Here is an 18,230-nt window from a genome sequence, read left to right on the forward strand (position 1 = left end):
TTATGAAGAAATACAAAATAGCCATCGCCTTTTGTCTTCTGCCTTTTTCGTATGTATTTGCGCAGGAAGTCATTAAAGGTAAGGTGGTTTCCTCAAATCAGAAACCGTTGAGCGGGGTTATTGTAACCGTTTCGGAAACAGGAGCCAATACTACAACAGACAGCAGCGGTGCATTTCAGATCAACGACCTGCAAAAAGGAAATACTTTAATTTTCACGTATCCGGATTATTCCACCCGCGAAGTTGTGGTGGATGAGAAGACGGTTCTTAACATCGTTTTAGCTGCGGAGAAAATAAAAAGCATAGACGAGGTTGTAGTAACAGGATATACGAAGCAGAGAAAAGCAGATATTACAGGTGCAGTTTCCGTGGTGGATATGAAAGACCTGAACAAGCAGACCGAACCCAATCCGATCAAATCATTGCAGGGAAGAGTAGCTGGTGTTAACATCACAGCCGACGGATCTCCTTCGGGCAGTAATACAAAAGTCCTGATTCGTGGGGTTGGAACTTTAAATAATACAGATCCACTTTATGTAATAGATGGTGTTCCCACAAAAGCAGGTATGCACGAGCTTAACCCAAGTGACATTGAATCAATGCAGGTGCTGAAAGATGCATCTTCAGCAAGTATCTACGGTTCCAGAGCTGCAAACGGTGTTATCATTATCACCACCAAAAAAGGAAAAAAAGGGAAGATGAGAATCGACCTCAATTATTATACGGCGTATTCACAATATGCAAAGAAAACAGAGGTTCTGAATGCAAAACAATTCGGACAGGTGCTTTGGCAGGCGAACATCAATGACGGACTGAACCCAAATAGCAACAATTTGAGCTACAGTTTTGACTGGGGTGTTCAGAATGGCATTCCTACATTGTACAATAGTTTCGTACCTGAATATCTGGATGCTGGAAAAACCATTAAGTCGGCAAACACCAATTGGTACGATGAGGTTTCGCAGACCGGTGTTGCCAATTCGCTGGATGTTTCTGCTTCGAGTGCTTCGGACAAGGGTTCTTACTTTTTCTCTCTAGGATATTATGACAATGATGGAATCGTGAAACTTACCAATTTCAAAAGACTGTCTGCCCGTGTCAATACCTCTTATAACTTTTTCGACGGAAAGCTGAAAATCGGTGAAAATTTCACCTTCAATAAGACCAATGAACTGATGGATCCGGGCGTTCTTGACCCTGCTTTACGTGCTTTGCCCATCATTCCGGTTCGTACTGTAGACGGAATCGGGTGGGGCGGTCCGGTTGGTGGAATGAATGACAGACAGAATCCAGTCAGACTTTTGGAATATAATAAAGACAACGGCTATCAGTACCAAAGATTCTTCGGAAACGTTTATGCAGAATTGCAGCCTGTTAAAAATTTGACTTTAAAATCCAGCTTCGGAATCGATCTTTCCAATTATTACAAAAGAATGCTGCAAAGAAGCTATGTTTCGGGTTATCTGCAAAACAAAACCAATGCAGTGAATATTGATCAGTCAGACACAGAGAAATGGACCTGGTCAAATACCGCACAATACACTGCAAAAGCAGGAAAACACCATTTTGATCTTTTGGGCGGAATGGAAATGTACAAGGATACATTTAAAAATACCTGGCTGAGAAAAGAAGGATTCCTGATAGAAACACCGGATTATATGTATCCCGATGCAGGAACCGGAGATGCTTTCAATGGCGGCAGCTCCACGTATTACAGCCTGTTGTCCTACTTTGGAAAATTCTCTTACGACTATGACAACCGTTATCTTTTCTCTGCAACAATGCGTTATGACGGCTCTTCAAGGTTCGGTAAAAATAACCGTTTCGGAACTTTCCCAGCATTCTCGGCAGGATGGAGAATCAATAAAGAACATTTTGCAGAAAATCTGATTCCGTTTTTCTCAGATTTGCGATTAAGAGCAGGTTGGGGACAGACCGGGAACCAGGAGATAAGTAATTCAGCGGTGTATTCGCTTTATATAGCAAATTATGCAGGAGGAAATCCAACGTGGGCGACATCTTACGGAACGGCTTATGATATTTCCGGTGTCGGAAGCGGATTATTACCATCTGGATTTATTGCAACTCAGACAAAAAATGACGACCTGAGATGGGAAACGACCACGCAGACGAATCTTGGTTTAGATTTCGGATTCTTTAATCAAAAACTGACGGGTAGTGTTGATGTTTATAAAAAAGCAACAAAAGACATCCTGGTATTACCGCCTTATCTGGGGGTGATCGGAGAAGGAGGAGATCGATGGATCAATGGTGCATCTATGGAGAATAAAGGGATTGAAGTTGCATTGTCTTATCAGAATGAAACCGCAGGTGGTTTCCGTTACGAAGTTTCAGGGAATATCTCAATGAACCGTAACAAAATTACTGCACTTCCTCAATCCGTTATCAATAATTACGGTGGAAACGGAACAACAGATAATATTCTGGGACGTCCAGTCAACTCAATGTACGGTTATGTTGCTGATGGGCTTTTCAGAACTCAGGCAGAGGTGGATAATTCTGCAAGCCAGTCAGGCAAAGGTTTGGGAAGAATTCGCTATGCAGATTTAAATGGTGATGGAATGATTGACGACAAAGACAGAACGTGGATTGGCAATCCGAATCCGGGATTTATGTATGGCATCAATCTCAACTTTTCATATAAAAACTTTGATCTTTCAACATTCTGGCAAGGCATCGGTGATGTGGATGTCATTAATTCAAAAAAATACCAGACTGATTTCTGGAGTGTGGATGATGTTGGTTCCAATAAAGGGACAAGGCTTCTGAATGCTTGGTCGCCGCAGAATCAAAATTCGGATATTCCTGCACTTACGACAGTGGACAGTAATGCAGAATCAAGATTCTCATCATATTATGTAGAAAGCGGAAGTTATCTGAAGCTGAGAGTTTTACAATTGGGTTACACGTTCCCGAAATCTTTAATGGAGCAATATCACATTGTTAATTTCAGGATGTATGCAAGTGTCCAGAATCTTTGGACGATAAAATCAAAAAGCTTTACAGGAATAGATCCTGAAACACCGGCATTCGGTTATCCGTTGCCACTCACATTCAATTTTGGAGTTAATTTTTCCCTATAATTTTTAAATAATAAAAAAATGAAAAAGAATATACTTTTAACAATAGCTTTTGCCTTTTTGCTGGGAACTACTTCCTGCAACGATTTCCTGGACAATGAACCGAGAGGTGTCCTGTCGGAAGCCGATGTGGTAACGCCTCAGAATGTGGATGGTTTTGTGGTTGCAGCCTATGCATCTCTCGGAAATGACCATTATGATACTCCTTTCAGTCTTTGGCCGTATGGAAACGTCCGTTCTGATGATGCGTACAAAGGAGGAAGCGGAACCAATGATATCCAGACCTTTCACTTTTTTGAAATTTCAAATAATATCCGTTCAGATTTCGGTGAATTAGACAGATTATGGTATCTCAATTATGTAGGAATTTCCAGATGTAACAAAGCGATTGCCGCGCTTAAGCAACTTTCAGATTCCGAATATCCGAACAAGCAAAAGCGAATTGCTGAGATGAATTTCGTAAGAGGACATTACTATTTTTTGCTGAAAACGTTATTTAAATATGTGCCTTATGTGGATGAAAATACACCCATTGATGATTATCCGAAAATCTCAAACAAGGCAAAGAGCGACCAGCAACTATGGGAAGCTATTGCGTCTAATTTTGAATTTGCAGCCGCTAATCTTCCTGCAACACAGTCGGAAGTCGGAAGACCAAAGAAAAGCGCGGCCTATGCCTATCTTGCTAAAGTAAGGCTGTATCAGGCGTATGAGCAGGATGATAACTATACTGTAACGCAGGTAAATCCGGTAACGCTTCAGAAGTCTGTTGATGCTGCCAATCAGGTAATCGGAAATTATACACTTGAGCCTGATTTTGGATATAATTTCATGCCCGGTACATACGAAAATGGCCCTGAAGCGGTATTTTCCATTCAGTATTCGGATAATGACGGAACTCTCTTTGGAAGGCTAAATTACGGAGATGTGCTTTCTCTGCCTCAAGGTCTGGGATGTTGTGATTTTCATAAGCCGAGCCAGAATCTGGTGAATGCATTTAAAACGACAACGCAGGGATTACCGATGTTTGATACTTACAATGATACTGATCTCAACTACAATCAGCTAAATAATTACAAAGTGGATCCCAGATTATATCACACGGTTGCCCTGCCCGGACTGCCTTGGAAATATGAAGAAAACAAAATCTTTCAGGAAAGCTGGAGCAGAAGCCCGGCAACTTATGGTTTTTATGCTTCTTTAAAGGAAAATGTGCCTGTAGGATGCGGTTGTACCGTAAATGTTGATCCGTTTTACGGCAATTCAAAAAATAGGATTATCATCCGTTATTCTGATGTTTTGCTGATGAAAGCCGAAGCCTTAATTGAACTCGGACAGATCAACGAAGCATTGCCATTAATCAATCAAGTAAGACAGCGTGCGGCGAACAGTACGGTTTTGACAGGAAGTTACACCTCCAACAATTTGATCAGCAAATATGAACCAGGCGTAAACTGTACTTGGAACCAGGATTTTGCAAGAAAAGCATTACGATGGGAGAGAAGAATGGAGTTTGCCATGGAAGGAAGCCGTTTCTTTGACCTTGTGAGATGGGGAACTACGGCAGGAACGATGAACAGTTATTATTCTGTCGAGAAAACTAAAAGATCTTTCTATTCTCAGGCAGGGTTTGACCACGGAATTGAAGAATACTGCCCGATTCCATTGGCTCAAATCAATTTCAGCCAGGGACTGTACAAACAAAATAATGGTTATTAAACTTAGTAATTATGAAAACAATATTTAATAAATTCCAGATATTCGTTCTGTTGCTCGTTTCAGTGATATTTGTATGGTCTTGCGACAGCCACATGGAAGATGGGCTTGTTACGGATGTTTCAGTCAATATTTCTTCTTTCAGGGTGAATGGTGTTTCAGGGGAAATTGATCATAAAAATGATAAAATCAACGTCACGCTTCCTTATGGAACAAGTGTTAAGACATTGGCTCCGGTTATTGAAATTCCGCAGGGAGCAGTAGTTTCGCCGGCATCAGGAGCAACGATTGATTTTTCACAGCCGGTTAAATTCAAAGTAAAAAATGGCAACATTTACAAAGATTATCAGGTAACTGTAAAAGCTCAGGATCCGATTATCAGCTTTAAAATCAATGGATTATCGGCTACCATCAATAATTCGGGCAAAACCATTTCTCTTACAATGCCGGAAGGGACAAATCTTACCGCATTGCAGCCGATTATTGAAACCGCAAATGGTGTCAGTATCAGTCCTACATCGGGAACAACGATTAATTTTACCAGTCCGGTTTCGTTTACTGTTTCTAATGGCAGTCTTACGGAAGTTTATACAGCTAAGGTAACAACACCTGTTTCCGGACCGTCCGTTGCATTCCTTGGAACCGCTGCTACAAGAACAGGATTGATAAATCCGGATGAGATTGCAGCTTCTGATTGGCTTTTCGGAAAATATTCAGGAGCTGTTTATGTTTCGATGGTAGATGTCGCAAGTGGTGCAGCCAATCTTACGGGCATTGATGTGATCTGGTGGCATTTTGACTCGGCTACCGCTCTGCCGGGCGATGCGCTGAATACAAATGTAACTTCCAAAATCAAAACCTATTTGAATGGCGGAGGAAATATTTTGCTAACAAGCTTTGCTGCACAATATGTTGACGCGTTGGGAATAGTTCCTGCAGGAAAAGGACCGAATAATGTTTTCGGAGATTTTCTTCCAAACGGATTTGTAGATACAGGAAGTGATTGGGGAATCTCTTTCAAAGGATATGAGAATCATCCGGTTTTCGATGGTCTTCAGACGTACGAATCCGGCAAAGCGAATCTGCTTGAGAAAGGGACATTTCGTCTGAATCATACGGCCTGGTGGTTCCTTCCGGATTGGGGTGGATATGTAAATGGTGCCGGCTGGAGAAATCAGACAGGTGGTAATAATCTTGCCAGTGAAGCCTGGGATAATACTTTGGACGGACGTGTTGCAGTCGCTGAATTTCCCGGCGGAACTGCCAATAAAAAATGTATGGTCATCTGTATGGGTGCCTACGACTGGTACAATGAAACAGTGAACGGAAGCCCGAGTCAGCCCAACTCGTTTCAGGATAATATCAAAAAGATGACGGAGAACAGCCTCAATTATCTTGTAACCCATTAATATCAGAACCAATGTCAATAAAAAAAATATATGTAGCAGCCGTACTTTCACTGGCAACATTTTCCTGTCAGAATCACGATTCGGATACGGAGGTTAATCCGGAAGATATTTACAGCAAAACCAATATCTTTCCGCAGCCGCCCAATCAGTGGATGGGAGAGAACAATCCTTATTATACAGAAGGTTATGCAGGAGATGTAATGCCTTATTATGAAAACGGGAAGTTCCACCTTTTCTTTCTCCACGATGCAAAAACAAAACCCGCAGGAGAAGGATTTCACGATATTCATAGCTTCGAGACCAGTAATTTTACAGATTTTACTTATCAGGGAAGACATATTTCTTACGGAACGTCATCAGAAGCCGATTTCGGAGTGGGAACGGGAAGCCTTGTAAAGGTAGGAAATACCTATTATTACTATTATACCGGTCATAACGCCGTTGCTTCGTTCCTTTCAGGCAATCCACGGGAGAGCGTTCTCTTGGCAACAAGTACGGATATGAAAAACTGGACGAAGGTCAAGAATTTTAAAATCACTGCTCCGGCAGGATATTATGATTATGAATTTCGTGATCCGCACGTTTTCTTTAATTCCGAAGACGGAAAATACTGGATGCTGGTTTCTGCTCAGACTTCTGACAAGAAAGCAGTTGTACTTAAATTTACTACTACCAATCCGTCAACAGGAAACTGGACCGTAGAAAATCCGATTTATACAACCAGCTCTTCCGAAAATTATATTATGATGGAATGTCCGGACCTTTTCAAAATGGGTAATTATTGGTATCTTGTTTTTTCTGAAAACTGGAGCAGCAATGCCGGAACGCATTACCGCATTTCGACTTCGCCGAACGGACCTTGGACTACACCTCAAAATGACCGTCTTGACGGCTCTTATCTGTATGCAGCTAAAACGGTTTCGGATAATACAAACCGTTATCTGGTAGGATGGACCGCAAGAAAAACTCCTGAAAATAATACTGGTGGAAAAGACTGGGCAGGAAATATTGTCGCTCACAGACTGGTTCAGAATTCAGACGGAACACTGGCTGTGAAACCTGTTTCAGGATTACCATCTGTGTTTGGTCAGAATGCTGTGCTGTCAGTTGATAAAATCACTGGAAATGCTTCTCAGAATGGAAGTAGCTTTAATTTATCTGCCAATTCTCAGGTCACTTTTTCGAAACTTCAAAAAGCTAATCAGATTAACTTTACATTGAATGTATCTGCCGGAAAAGCAGGAATTATTCTGGCACACGATACCGACGCCGGAAGCGGAGTTAAGATTACGTTTGAACCTGCAAATAACAGAATCGCAGCTTATGTAATGAATTCCGGTTCGGAGGATCTTATGAATTCTTATTCGTTAAGTTCGGTTTCAGGGACATCATATACTGTAACGGCTTCTATAAGCAACGACGTTTGTGTTATCTATATCAATGATAAAATAGCGTTCACCAACAGAATTTATAATATTGTTAATAAAAAATGGAGTATTTTTAGTTCTTCAGAGAGTTCATTCAGTAATATCAATATCAAAAATCCCAATTAATGTTTATCAATAAGAAAATTAATGTAATAAGTTTTGGAGAAGTACTTTTCGATGTTTTTGGAGAAGAGAAAAAAATTGGCGGTGCTCCTCTCAATCTGGCTCTCAGAACGGCTTCGTATGGCTTTCCCGTTGCAATGATCAGTGCAGTAGGAAATGATGAAGACGGAAAAGTAATCCTGGATTACACCAAAGAAAATGCTCTTGAAACCACCGGAATCATTGTTTCTCCGGAATACGAGACAGGAATTGTTCAGGTTTCTTTAAATGAGCGTGGCTCCGCAACTTACGAGATCAAATTTCCTTCTGCGTGGGATTTTATCAGTGTTGATGAGAAAATAAAGGATGTTGTAAAAGAGGCTGATGTTTTTTTCTATGGAAGCCTTGCCTGCAGAAATGATGTTTCCCAAAAGACGCTTTTCTCCCTATTAGATTTCAATGATAAAATGTTTAAAGTTTTTGATGTGAATCTAAGAAAACCGTTTTATAATATTCAGCTTCTGGAAAAACTTATGAACAGAGCAGATTTTATCAAATTCAATGATGAGGAAATACTGGAAATTGCTGCCGGGATGGGATTTGAATCTGAGGATCTGGAATCAAACATCAAGTTTATATCAGAAAAAACAAACACGAAGGCAATCTGTGTAACTTTAGGAAAACACGGGTCTATCTTGTTATGGAATGATCAATTGTACAGACACGAAGGTTATCCTGTGAAAGTAGCAGATACAGTAGGGGCAGGAGATTCTTTTTTAGCCAGCCTGATTGTAAAACTGCTTTCAGATCAAAATCCCGATGAAGCCCTTAATTTTGCCAGTGCCGTCGGTGCTTTGGTAGCGAGCTATTCCGGTGCAAATCCTAAAATAGAAAGTTCTGAAATTGATACGTTTTTGAAGCAGAATGCTTTTTGACCTGTTCATTTCTTACACATATTGTAATAATAAAAGAAAACTCCTGTATTTATGGGAGTTTTTGTTTAGATTAATTAAAGGTTTAAATTTGATTTTAATTGCAAATATAAGATAAAGCTTTGGCTAAGAAATTTTGCCTGCCTCGCTCCCGATGATTGAAAGAGCACATTGATACAAACAATTAGGTTTCTATATAATAAATTGATGAAGAGTAATTTGGTAAAATTTGCAAACCAAATTGCTATTGAATTTAATAGGCAAATTGTCGATCAGGTCGGTTGCCGACTCACAATTTTGCAGAATAATTTCTCGAAATTCTTCTTTCCCCTGAATTCAGTAATGGTTAAATACAAAATAATTTTCAATGTGTAAGCAAACTCGCTTCCAACAAATTATTCAACAGGTAGATGAATAATTAATCGGTTTTTTTTACAATGAGCTAAATATTCTGTAAGAACCTTTAATAATCCTCCTTTGGTTTTGTGATAATTTATCAATTGTTACATGAAAATTGGTCTTTTCCAAAAATCTACATTAAAAAATAATTCACTTTTTAATTGATAAAATAGAGTTGTATATTCCCCGTTTCTGTAATACTTTATCAATTTTTTTTCCAGAAATTATCATAATGAAATTCTTTGAGATATTTTTATTTCTGTGTAATAATTTATAAATAATTCCCAATTGTTTTATATATTAATTGGTTATATGTGCTTAAAATAAGTAAATTGCATGGTGTAATAATTCACATTGTGTATGATTAATTATGTAAAAAATTCAGAATAGTGTTTCTGTTAGTGATTTAACAATAGACCATAGAATAGGACTTAGATCATAAATATATTAACATAAAATTTAAATCATTATAACAATCAAATCTTATTTTACTATGAAAAAACTATTTTTTACAGTTATTGTATCAATAACTTTATTATCCTGTACGAACGAGAGTGCTGCAGTTAACACAGTAGAATCTATGAAAACTACAGAAATGCAAAAGTTTGACAGAGCAATGAAAAGTCTTGGAGATCCGGCAAACAGATCTACAGAAGAAGAAAAACGTTCTGGTTCAGCGGAACTGAGCGATAGAAGAAAGAAAATACTTTTGCCTTCTGCAACGGAACTAATACAGTCAACGGGTGTCACCAAAGATGAAATTCAGAAAAAAACAAACGGTGACATTTCAGCAATATTGGTTTGGGCAATTCAGATCAACGAGGAAAAATCTGCACAGATAAGAAATAATGTAAAACTATAATTGATTGCTATGAAAAGAATAATTTTAGCTTTAATTATTGGCTGTTCAGGATCGCTAAGCTCCCAGGAAAGCAAGTTGACTGTAAGCAACTATTCGACGTATGATTTTCACGGAATTTTAATAGCTACTCCTTTAGGCTCATGTTATCCTATGGTAAGCATTTCCGGACCTGCGGTACCGAATGAGCTGGTTGTTCCTGCAGGAACTGTTTATGGGTTGTCGTCTTATCCATCAGCGACAGGTATAACATCCTTCCTTGTGCAAACAAGTGCAACCAGTCCTGCAATTCCCAGAGCACCCTCTCACCCTTCACTATCACCACCAAGCGGTATTGCGACAATGACTGACTGGAGACACACTAAATTCCAAATGTACTTCGCTGGAACAAGTGTACCTGTTTCATCCGGAGGAACGAGTGTACCTGAAACCTATTTTAATGGAAACTTAGGGGATGGAACAAACAGTTGTTGGCTAGGGGACAGTTATATCTCAACCACCTATGGAGATGCGGAATTTTTTAAAATTTCATCAGGAGGAATAACGTACAGCTATATTAACATCTATTAAATAAGTCATATGAAAAAAATATTTCCAATCTTTTGTTTATTCTTAAGTGTATCTGCTTTTGCGCAGCAAAGTACATTGGTGATTAATAATTACACGATTTATAAATTGACAGGAAGACTTAGAGCTAATCATGTTACCAACTGTGTACCCGAACTGTATATGGGGAATACTATGGCAAGTGGCAATTTTACGATTCCACCGACTACAACTGCTACCTATGAGAAATATTATACAGCCAATGTTGCACCGATCCCGGTTAATGATTTTCTTGTGCGAATGTCTTCTACTTCTCCTGCTACCGTTTTACCTTATAACCATCCGAATGTAATAAGTATTTCCCCCACCACAGACTGGAGATTCTATGCATTTGATGTCAGAGATAATTCCAGTCCCAATACTGTTTATGATAGTTTCCAGATAGGCATTTCAAGTTGTGGAGCCACTTATCCTACGTATCAGCTTGGGTCTGTTTCTGAAACTGAATGGTTTACAATCAGTTCAGGAGGAACTGCTTTTACTTACATCAATATTTATTAATCAAGATACTTAATACTATCTGTAAATAAAGGGTGCATCATGCATCCTTTATTTTATTATTAAATATACCAACTATTAAAAAACACCAAATATTACCGCATATAATTAAGTTTGACATTTAAAGTTTAGTATATTCAGATATATTATCACCTAAATTTTATCTGATAAATAGTTGTAAGCATGATTTTATAAAAGGTCTAATAAGAAAACTATTCCTTCATAGATATTGAAAGTTTAACTCATATTCGCCATAATTTCCAGCCAAATTAATGCTGAAATAAGCTTTTTGGAAGATTTATATTTAGGACTTAATTGTTTGCGTATTTCGGTGATACTTTTGCTCAGATTGTTACTTACCGTTTTATTACTTAATCCCAAAGCTTCTGCCGTTTCATTTACAGACATATTTTTTCGGATGCGCAGATCATATACTTTCTGCTCAGTTGAGGAGAGTTGAGATACGATTTGATTAATCATTTCAAATAGCTCTCCTATATCATTTTCTTCCAATATTTCAAAATATTCAGAATCAGTAAGCTCAAATGTTTCATCGTCCAGATTTTCTACATTCACTAATGTTTGCTCTTTGCTTTTGTATTGGTCAACAATCCGAAAATGCAGAAAACGTAAAAGATAATTTTTTGCATTTTGCTGTTCATCTGTCTGAACAAAATCAGCATCTTCAAGTATTCTTACCCATAACTTTTGCAGAATTTCCTCTGTGATATCCTTGCTTTTGGTTCGCGCAAAAATAAAACTGTAAAAAGTATTCCAATGCCGGTCATAGAATGTCATAAATGCAGGGCGATTTCCTGATTTGATCTCTTTTAATAGTTTATAGTCAGTTGGATTCATAATGGGTACTGCAAAATTACCCAAATCAATATTAACAATTTATAAATTTTCCTATGCTATGGGTTAATTATTTATGAAGAAAATAAACTGAATAATATGGAATAGCTGATTTTATTGGAATGGAATAATTTATATACTGATAAAACAAGCTTCCATGTTAAGAGAATGTTAATTGTTGCTTGGGAAGTTTTAGATTCTCAGGAGTATTATAGATGAGAGTGTAAATCATTTATCAATAATAAATAAGTTCAATAATCAAGTGAAAAATTTTAAATACAGTAAGATTGAAGCCTTTGTCTTCAAACTATGGTTAAGAGAAGTTTCCGTAAATAAACTGGAAGACAAAGAAAAGGAAATCTTACACAAATGGCGGATTGATGCCGATCAGGATTTAGATCCTGCTCATATAAGAGAATCAAAAGAAAGAGTATTATCTGTTTTACAGCCCTATTTTGCTCCCGCATTAGACAAACAAAGAAAACATTTTTTCAGAAAGCATATATATCAGGCTGCGGCTGTTTTGGTTTTGTTGTTTTCATTGGGAGGGAGTGTTATATATAAGAATTTTTTTATGCCGGATGTTTATACGGCAGAATCCACTATCAGGAAGGTTATGCTGAAAGACGGTTCATTAGTTACGCTGTTACCGGGTGCTGAACTTACAGTAGACAAATCCTTTCCTTCAGATACCCGTATTGTTGATCTGAGAGGAGATGCTGTTTTTTCCGTCGCAAAATCCAAATTTCATCCATTTATCGTTCGTGCTGAAAATTTCAGCACCAAGGTTTTGGGTACGGTTTTTAAAATCTCACAATCCGGCAAGAACAAAGCTGTAGATCTTTATGAAGGGAAGGTTGCAGTTTCTTATGCAGGTGTTCCGGTATCTTATCTGAAACCCAATCAGGTGTGGACTAATTTCGGGATAGCCCGTACAGCAGCAGTATATACAAAAAATACGGATACACAATCTGGCAGAAAGAGTACTAAAATAGAATCTTTAAATTTTAATGAGGTACCGTTTAGTGAAATTATAGAAGTCGTAAAAAAGCATTACGGTATCAATATTCTTTATCCTGCAGAAATAGGGACTAAAAAGATCTCAGCGGAACTTAAAGGAAATATAGATGAAAATATTGAAGTCTTGGCTTTTGCTGTAGGAATGGAAGTTCAGAAAGATAATAACATATATACCCTAAAAAAGTAGTAGACAATTCTATAAAATATTCTTCTAATAAAAGGAAATAAATAATAATGAAAAAAATGAAATGTGGGCTAACGGTAGCGGCTGTATTTTTTGCAGTATCGTTGCAAGCACAGGAATTGACACAAAAAGTATCTTTTGCCGTTCCTGCAGGCAGCCCTTTAGTTAAAACCCTGGAGGAGTTTGCGGCAAGAACGGGTTTGGGACTTACCTATTCTAAAGAAGATTTTAAAGGACTTAAAATAAAAAATGTTAAATGCGAAAGCATTCCGGTGAACGATTGCTTACAGGAAATTACCACAGGGCTTCCGGTAGCCTTCAGAATGAGAGGGAATTTAATATCTCTGAAATATAATGGCTCAAATGCTGTAGTATCGGGAAACGGACATCTTTCGGGAAAAATTGTAAATGAAGTTGGAGACCCTGTTACAGGAGCAGTAGTAAGTGTTGCAGGAAAGACTGCAGCTACCGATAACAATGGAGATTTTTCTCTGGATATTCGTTCCGGAGAATACACACTTACCGTAAAAGCTGAAAAATACAGCTCTTTGCGAGTAGAAAAGCTTACAATAAAAGGCAATGAAACTAATACTGTTTCTTTTGCGATGAGACGTGCATCTGAAAATGAAACTTCTATCAAAGAAGTAGTGATTACCGGTACCCGAAAGGCAGATACACAAGCTGGTTTGCTGACACAGCAGAAAAAGGCAGCCCAGATGAGCGACGGTATTTCTGCAGAGCAAATCTCCAAAACACCAGACAGCGATGTGGGAGCTACACTCAAAAGAGTAACCGGCGTTACTACGGTGGACAATAAATATGTGGTAGTGCGTTCTATGGGTGAACGTTGGAATACGGCGGCGATGGATGGTATCAATCTTCCAAGCACAGAAGCGTATAACAATAATTTTTCATTCGATATTATCCCTACTGCAATGGTAGAGAGTGTGGTAGTGAGTAAAACCGCTACTCCGGATATGAACGCCAGCTTTGCAGGAGGTTACGTAGAAGTACATACAAAAGACATCCCGAATAAAGATTTCTTAACGCTTAGTATGGGTTCTTCTTATAACGATATTTCTACGTTTAAGAAGTTTCTTACAAGACAGCGAGGAAAGAACGATTACTGGGGATATGATGACGGTACAAGGGATTTCCCGAAAGGGCTGGAGCCAATGGACTGGAATAATCCTCAGTTTTTTGAGCAGTCTAAACAGTTTAAAGACAACTTTTCTACTTTTAAAACAACAGCAGACCTAAACTCAAATTATCAGTTGGCTTTCGGAAAAAGCTTTAAGATGAAAAACAACAACAAATGGGGATTTGCAGGAGCTGTAACTGTAAGAAATGAACAAAATAAATTAGATATAGACCACACCGGCAGAGGAAACTGGCTGGATACTGCTGGACCCATAGGAAAAGAACAGCAGCAAGGCTTAGCACCTGTAAAATTTTACAACTTTAAAAACAAAGGAGCTTCTTATACTTACAATTCTACAGTGGCAGGAATGTTGAATTTCGGATTACAGTTAGGAAAAAACAGACTTTCGTTCCGCAATTCATATACCCATATTTATGATAATACCCTCACAATGGTAACCGGATGGAATGAATATACCGGAGGAAGCGGAATGCCGGAAAATGCGGAGGCATCATACAACTATTTTTATAATGGAGTAATTCCGAATAATGATCCTTCTCAGCTTCAGTCGATGGATAGACCTTATACGGATAATACGGTTTATCCTGTTTATCAGACTTTGCTGCAAAATAAACTGGAAGGAAGCCATAAAATAGGAAACGCCGAGCTGAGCTGGTTTGCAGCAAGAACAGGTGTTGAATCAGACACAAAAGACTATACACAACATCAAACCTATTATCAATTTATCGGGAACGAAATTTTAACCTACAATCAAATTTATAATTCCGGTAATAATTTTTCCAGAGGATATATAGAAAGTAAAGAGACCGATTACAATTTTGGGACATCGTTCAAATGGAGTATGGATACGGGGAACTTCAAAAATGATATTAAAGTAGGTTATGCCGGAGCATTGAAAAACAATACCAACCAGCAGGAAAAATTCTTCTTGAGAGTAGACGAAAACAGGGATGTTCCCAATACCGAAAAAAATTACCTGATGATGTATGGGGCTTTAGCAGATTGGTTTGATGGTTCCCACTACACAACAGGCGGTATTGGTTGGCAGACCAAACCATTGTATAAAAACAGCAAATACGAGGGCGAGGTTACCCAACATGCTCCTTATTTGATGCTGGATAACCGTTTGGGGAGTAAGCTACGTTTGGTATGGGGTGTTCGGGCAGAGTATTTTAAATATGAGCAAATTTCACAACAATTAGATCCTGATGATTCACGAAATCTTAACAAAGAACCAATTGAAGACAAGGCTTGGCAATGGATGCCTTCTGCCAACTTTACGTATAGTCCGACCAATAAAATGAATCTTAGGTTAGCCTATGGTCGTTCTGTATTGCGTCCGCAGTTTAACGAAAGAACAGGTCTTCCTTACTTTGATCCGGTAGCTAATGCGTTGATTTATAATACAGAATTAACTTCATCTGTAATTGATAATTACGATTTTAAGTTTGAGTGGTTTCCGGGATTAGGAGAAATTATCTCTGCAGGATTGTATTACAAAGATATTGATCGCCCTATTGAAAGAGAAGGATATATTTCCAATGAAGGAAATTTATATCTCTATAACGGAAATTCAGCCAACGCAAAGCTTAAAGGTTTTGAAGTAGAGGTAAGAAAAAACCTTGGCTTTATAGCAGATAATACATTGCTGAAAAACCTATTTATAAGTGGAAATTTCACTTATAATGATACGAAAGTTGTTGCATTTAAAAACCGCTTCAATACTGAAAACGATGCTGAAACCTACGAGGTAGAGCGCCCACTCTATGGGCAGACTCCTTGGGCATATAATCTGGGATTGTCGTATGACGGAGAGCGGTTGGGACTAAACTTCCTCTATAATGCTAAAGGTGAGCAGTATATTACCGTTGGATATGACTATAACGGAGAAGAAATCCAGAGACCTTATGCAGTGGCAGATGCACAGGTTTCATATAAACTGCTTAAAGATAAAAATCTTGAAATAAAATTCAATGCTAAAAACATTTTTAACAGAGTAATAGAATATTATAACAATTATAATTCTTATTCGGTGCAAACAGCAGATGGTAATACTATCGCCGCAACACGGGAGGGTTTGGGGTTGATGCCCGGAGCGACGGATAAGTATGATAAGGATATAGACAAAATCCTGTTCCGTGCATACAGGGGCAGAACTTTAGGATTGAGTATAAATTATACATTTTAAAATGTTCATTGTCATTCTGAGTAATCTTAAACCTGTTGACGAGTTTATAAAATATCTCGACAGACTTGATACGACAGAGAAACAAAAATAAAACATCAGCCCGTAAGCTGAAAAAGCGCAGCGTTCATTCAACCGTAAACATTACCTGAGGAAAACCCGCCTTTCGGAGTGAGAAATCTTAGAAGGTATAGCATACCGACCGTGCTCGTCAAGTGCCGGTTTTACAAAGGTTTTTAGTGTTTCGGTAAGACCTTCACGATGTTGTGCCTTTCGGCATCGTGGGGATAATCAAAAAAAAAGGGAGACAAAAAGGCATTGTCTCCCGGCTAATTAACCAGTTTCGGGCAATAAAATGCGAAGCCCGAGACAAAACTACTAAATTACTAAATATTATGAAAAATTTCTTTCTGGTAGCAATGGCAGCCCTATCATTTACGGCTTGCCGCCAAAATGATTCTTTAGCAGAATCAGATTCGAACTTTAATATGCAGTCTGCATCCGCAGAGTATTCATCAGTTTGTAGTCGTCCTGTTCAGACGGTTTCAGGGGATGTGGGATCTTCTACAGCTCCAATTCATTGGACTGCAGATAAGATTTGGGAGATCGACGGTATTTTAAATGTGCCAAGTGGTGTTACACTTACTATTGATGCTGGAACTTACATCAAATCTAAGCCAAAAGCGAATAATACTGCAAGTGGTGTTTTGGTAGTGCAAAAAGGTGGTACATTAAATGCCAACGGTACGGTTGAGGCTCCAGTTGTATTTACTAGCTATAATTTGTTAGATTGTGATGCAGAAACAACGGGAGCTCCCGGAGATTTCGGTGGAATAGTTATTTTGGGAGATGCTCCTACAAATAACGGAAATACTACTACAACAATTGAAGGGCTTAACGGTTCTGAATATCAGTACGGAGGAACTAATTCTACCCATAACGGAGGATCTTTAACTTACGTACGAATAGAGTTTGCCGGTTTTGACCTTTTAGCTCCTAACTCAGGTAATGAGATCAACGGTTTGACATTAGGAGGTGTTGGTTCAGGAACTACCTTAAACCACATTCAGGTGTCGTATGGTAAAGACGATTCTTTCGAGTTCTTCGGTGGAACAGTAAATGCTTCTAATTTGGTATCATTTGCTGCAGATGATGATAACTTCGATTTTGATCAGGGTTATACAGGTACTATTACCAATGCATTGGCTTTAGCTAATTATAATTCTACTCATAGTCTAAGTGGTGGTAACCCAGATTCAAACGGAATTGAGTTGGATAACAATTCAACAGGTACTTCTACAACCTTGCTTACGCACCCAATCATCAATAACATTACAATTATAGGTGCTAAAAATTTTGTAGACCCTACAACTCAACAGCCACAGGGATCTTTATATGAAAACGGAATTCATGTAAGAAGATACGGACAGCTTACCCTGAACGACGCATTGGTTTCAGGATATCCTACAGGTATTAGAGTAGAAGGTACAGGTTCTGCATTAGCAGCACTTAATCTTTCTACTATTTATGCACACGGATTTACAACTGCTGTTACTGGAGCGGGTACATCGGGTATCACTAACACAGCAACAGGTACTCCTGCAGCAACGTTCTTCTTAACAGGAAATCCATTCTTTAACGAAGGTAGCTGGAGCATTTCTCCAAGAAGCTGGAGTTATAATGGAACTTGGACCAATTATTCATTTTAATTCTCAAAATTATTTAACCTGAAAGCAGGCGGCGGGAAGCTGCCGCCTGTTTTCTTTTTTTTACCT

At 38.5% G+C, this 18,230-nt stretch carries 12 protein-coding genes; 11 read left to right on the forward strand and 1 reads right to left on the reverse strand.

What is annotated here, in order from left to right; translation table 11 throughout:
- Positions 1-2 precede the first annotated feature (2 nt).
- From K0R77_RS14340 to K0R77_RS14375, 8 genes are all read left to right on the forward strand, one after another.
- Positions 3-3,104 carry a TonB-dependent receptor gene (locus K0R77_RS14340; protein WP_300353729.1) on the forward strand — a complete coding sequence of 1,034 codons (3,102 nt, stop codon included), beginning with the start codon at positions 3-5 and terminating at the stop codon, positions 3,102-3,104.
- Between the two features lie 18 nt (positions 3,105-3,122).
- Positions 3,123-4,820 (forward strand): RagB/SusD family nutrient uptake outer membrane protein, encoded by a 1,698-nt coding sequence (locus tag K0R77_RS14345; protein WP_300353731.1) that lies wholly within the window; start codon positions 3,123-3,125, stop codon positions 4,818-4,820.
- An 11-nt stretch (positions 4,821-4,831) separates the two neighbouring features.
- Positions 4,832-6,226: a DUF4960 domain-containing protein gene (locus tag K0R77_RS14350; protein WP_300353733.1), complete on the forward strand. Its 1,395-nt coding sequence runs from the start codon at positions 4,832-4,834 to the stop codon at positions 6,224-6,226.
- Between the two features lie 11 nt (positions 6,227-6,237).
- The gene (locus K0R77_RS14355; protein ID WP_300353736.1) at positions 6,238-7,779 is read left to right on the forward strand and encodes a glycoside hydrolase family 32 protein; all 1,542 of its coding nucleotides are present in this window, start codon (positions 6,238-6,240) and stop codon (positions 7,777-7,779) included.
- Entirely contained in the window at positions 7,779-8,690 is a 912-nt protein-coding gene (locus K0R77_RS14360; protein WP_300353739.1) for a carbohydrate kinase, read from the forward strand. The genes K0R77_RS14355 and K0R77_RS14360 overlap by 1 nt, the downstream gene beginning before the upstream one ends.
- Before the next feature lie 889 nt (positions 8,691-9,579).
- Complete coding sequence (locus tag K0R77_RS14365; protein WP_300353742.1) at positions 9,580-9,948, forward strand: hypothetical protein; 369 nt, start codon at positions 9,580-9,582, stop codon at positions 9,946-9,948.
- A 9-nt stretch (positions 9,949-9,957) separates the two neighbouring features.
- Positions 9,958-10,515 carry a hypothetical protein gene (locus K0R77_RS14370; protein ID WP_300353744.1) on the forward strand — a complete coding sequence of 186 codons (558 nt, stop codon included), beginning with the start codon at positions 9,958-9,960 and terminating at the stop codon, positions 10,513-10,515.
- Between the two features lie 9 nt (positions 10,516-10,524).
- Entirely contained in the window at positions 10,525-11,052 is a 528-nt protein-coding gene (locus tag K0R77_RS14375; protein WP_300353747.1) for a hypothetical protein, read from the forward strand.
- Positions 11,053-11,286: 234 nt separating this feature from the next.
- Here the strand turns inward: K0R77_RS14375 and K0R77_RS14380 are convergent, their stop codons facing one another.
- Positions 11,287-11,907 carry a sigma-70 family RNA polymerase sigma factor gene (locus K0R77_RS14380; RefSeq protein WP_300353750.1) on the reverse strand — a complete coding sequence of 207 codons (621 nt, stop codon included), beginning with the start codon at positions 11,905-11,907 and terminating at the stop codon, positions 11,287-11,289.
- Between the two features lie 259 nt (positions 11,908-12,166).
- Between K0R77_RS14380 and K0R77_RS14385 the strand changes: the two genes are divergently transcribed.
- From K0R77_RS14385 to K0R77_RS14395, 3 genes are all read left to right on the forward strand, one after another.
- On the forward strand, positions 12,167-13,111 hold the full coding sequence (locus K0R77_RS14385; protein ID WP_300353752.1) for a FecR family protein: 945 nt from the start codon (positions 12,167-12,169) through the stop codon (positions 13,109-13,111).
- 47 nt (positions 13,112-13,158) lie between these two features.
- Entirely contained in the window at positions 13,159-16,458 is a 3,300-nt protein-coding gene (locus K0R77_RS14390) for a TonB-dependent receptor (protein ID WP_300353755.1), read from the forward strand.
- Between the two features lie 392 nt (positions 16,459-16,850).
- Complete coding sequence (locus K0R77_RS14395; protein WP_300353758.1) at positions 16,851-18,164, forward strand: hypothetical protein; 1,314 nt, start codon at positions 16,851-16,853, stop codon at positions 18,162-18,164.
- Positions 18,165-18,230 lie beyond the last annotated feature (66 nt).

It is taken from the genome of Chryseobacterium sp. (assembly GCF_029240215.1).
Lineage (GTDB): Bacteria > Bacteroidota > Bacteroidia > Flavobacteriales > Weeksellaceae > Chryseobacterium.

Bases quoted from the DNA above. Each gene is read 5' to 3' on its own strand.
- K0R77_RS14355 (WP_300353736.1), top strand. From the start codon at position 6,238: ATGTCAATAAAAAAAATATATGTAGCAGCCGTACTTTCACTGGCAACA.
- K0R77_RS14375 (WP_300353747.1), top strand. From the start codon at position 10,525: ATGAAAAAAATATTTCCAATCTTTTGTTTATTCTTAAGTGTATCTGCT.
- K0R77_RS14395 (WP_300353758.1), top strand. From the start codon at position 16,851: ATGAAAAATTTCTTTCTGGTAGCAATGGCAGCCCTATCATTTACGGCT.
- K0R77_RS14365 (WP_300353742.1), top strand. From the start codon at position 9,580: ATGAAAAAACTATTTTTTACAGTTATTGTATCAATAACTTTATTATCC.
- K0R77_RS14380 (WP_300353750.1), bottom strand. From the start codon at position 11,907: ATGAATCCAACTGACTATAAACTATTAAAAGAGATCAAATCAGGAAAT.
- K0R77_RS14345 (WP_300353731.1), top strand. From the start codon at position 3,123: ATGAAAAAGAATATACTTTTAACAATAGCTTTTGCCTTTTTGCTGGGA.
- K0R77_RS14360 (WP_300353739.1), top strand. From the start codon at position 7,779: ATGTTTATCAATAAGAAAATTAATGTAATAAGTTTTGGAGAAGTACTT.
- K0R77_RS14340 (WP_300353729.1), top strand. From the start codon at position 3: ATGAAGAAATACAAAATAGCCATCGCCTTTTGTCTTCTGCCTTTTTCG.
- K0R77_RS14390 (WP_300353755.1), top strand. From the start codon at position 13,159: ATGAAAAAAATGAAATGTGGGCTAACGGTAGCGGCTGTATTTTTTGCA.
- K0R77_RS14370 (WP_300353744.1), top strand. From the start codon at position 9,958: ATGAAAAGAATAATTTTAGCTTTAATTATTGGCTGTTCAGGATCGCTA.
- K0R77_RS14350 (WP_300353733.1), top strand. From the start codon at position 4,832: ATGAAAACAATATTTAATAAATTCCAGATATTCGTTCTGTTGCTCGTT.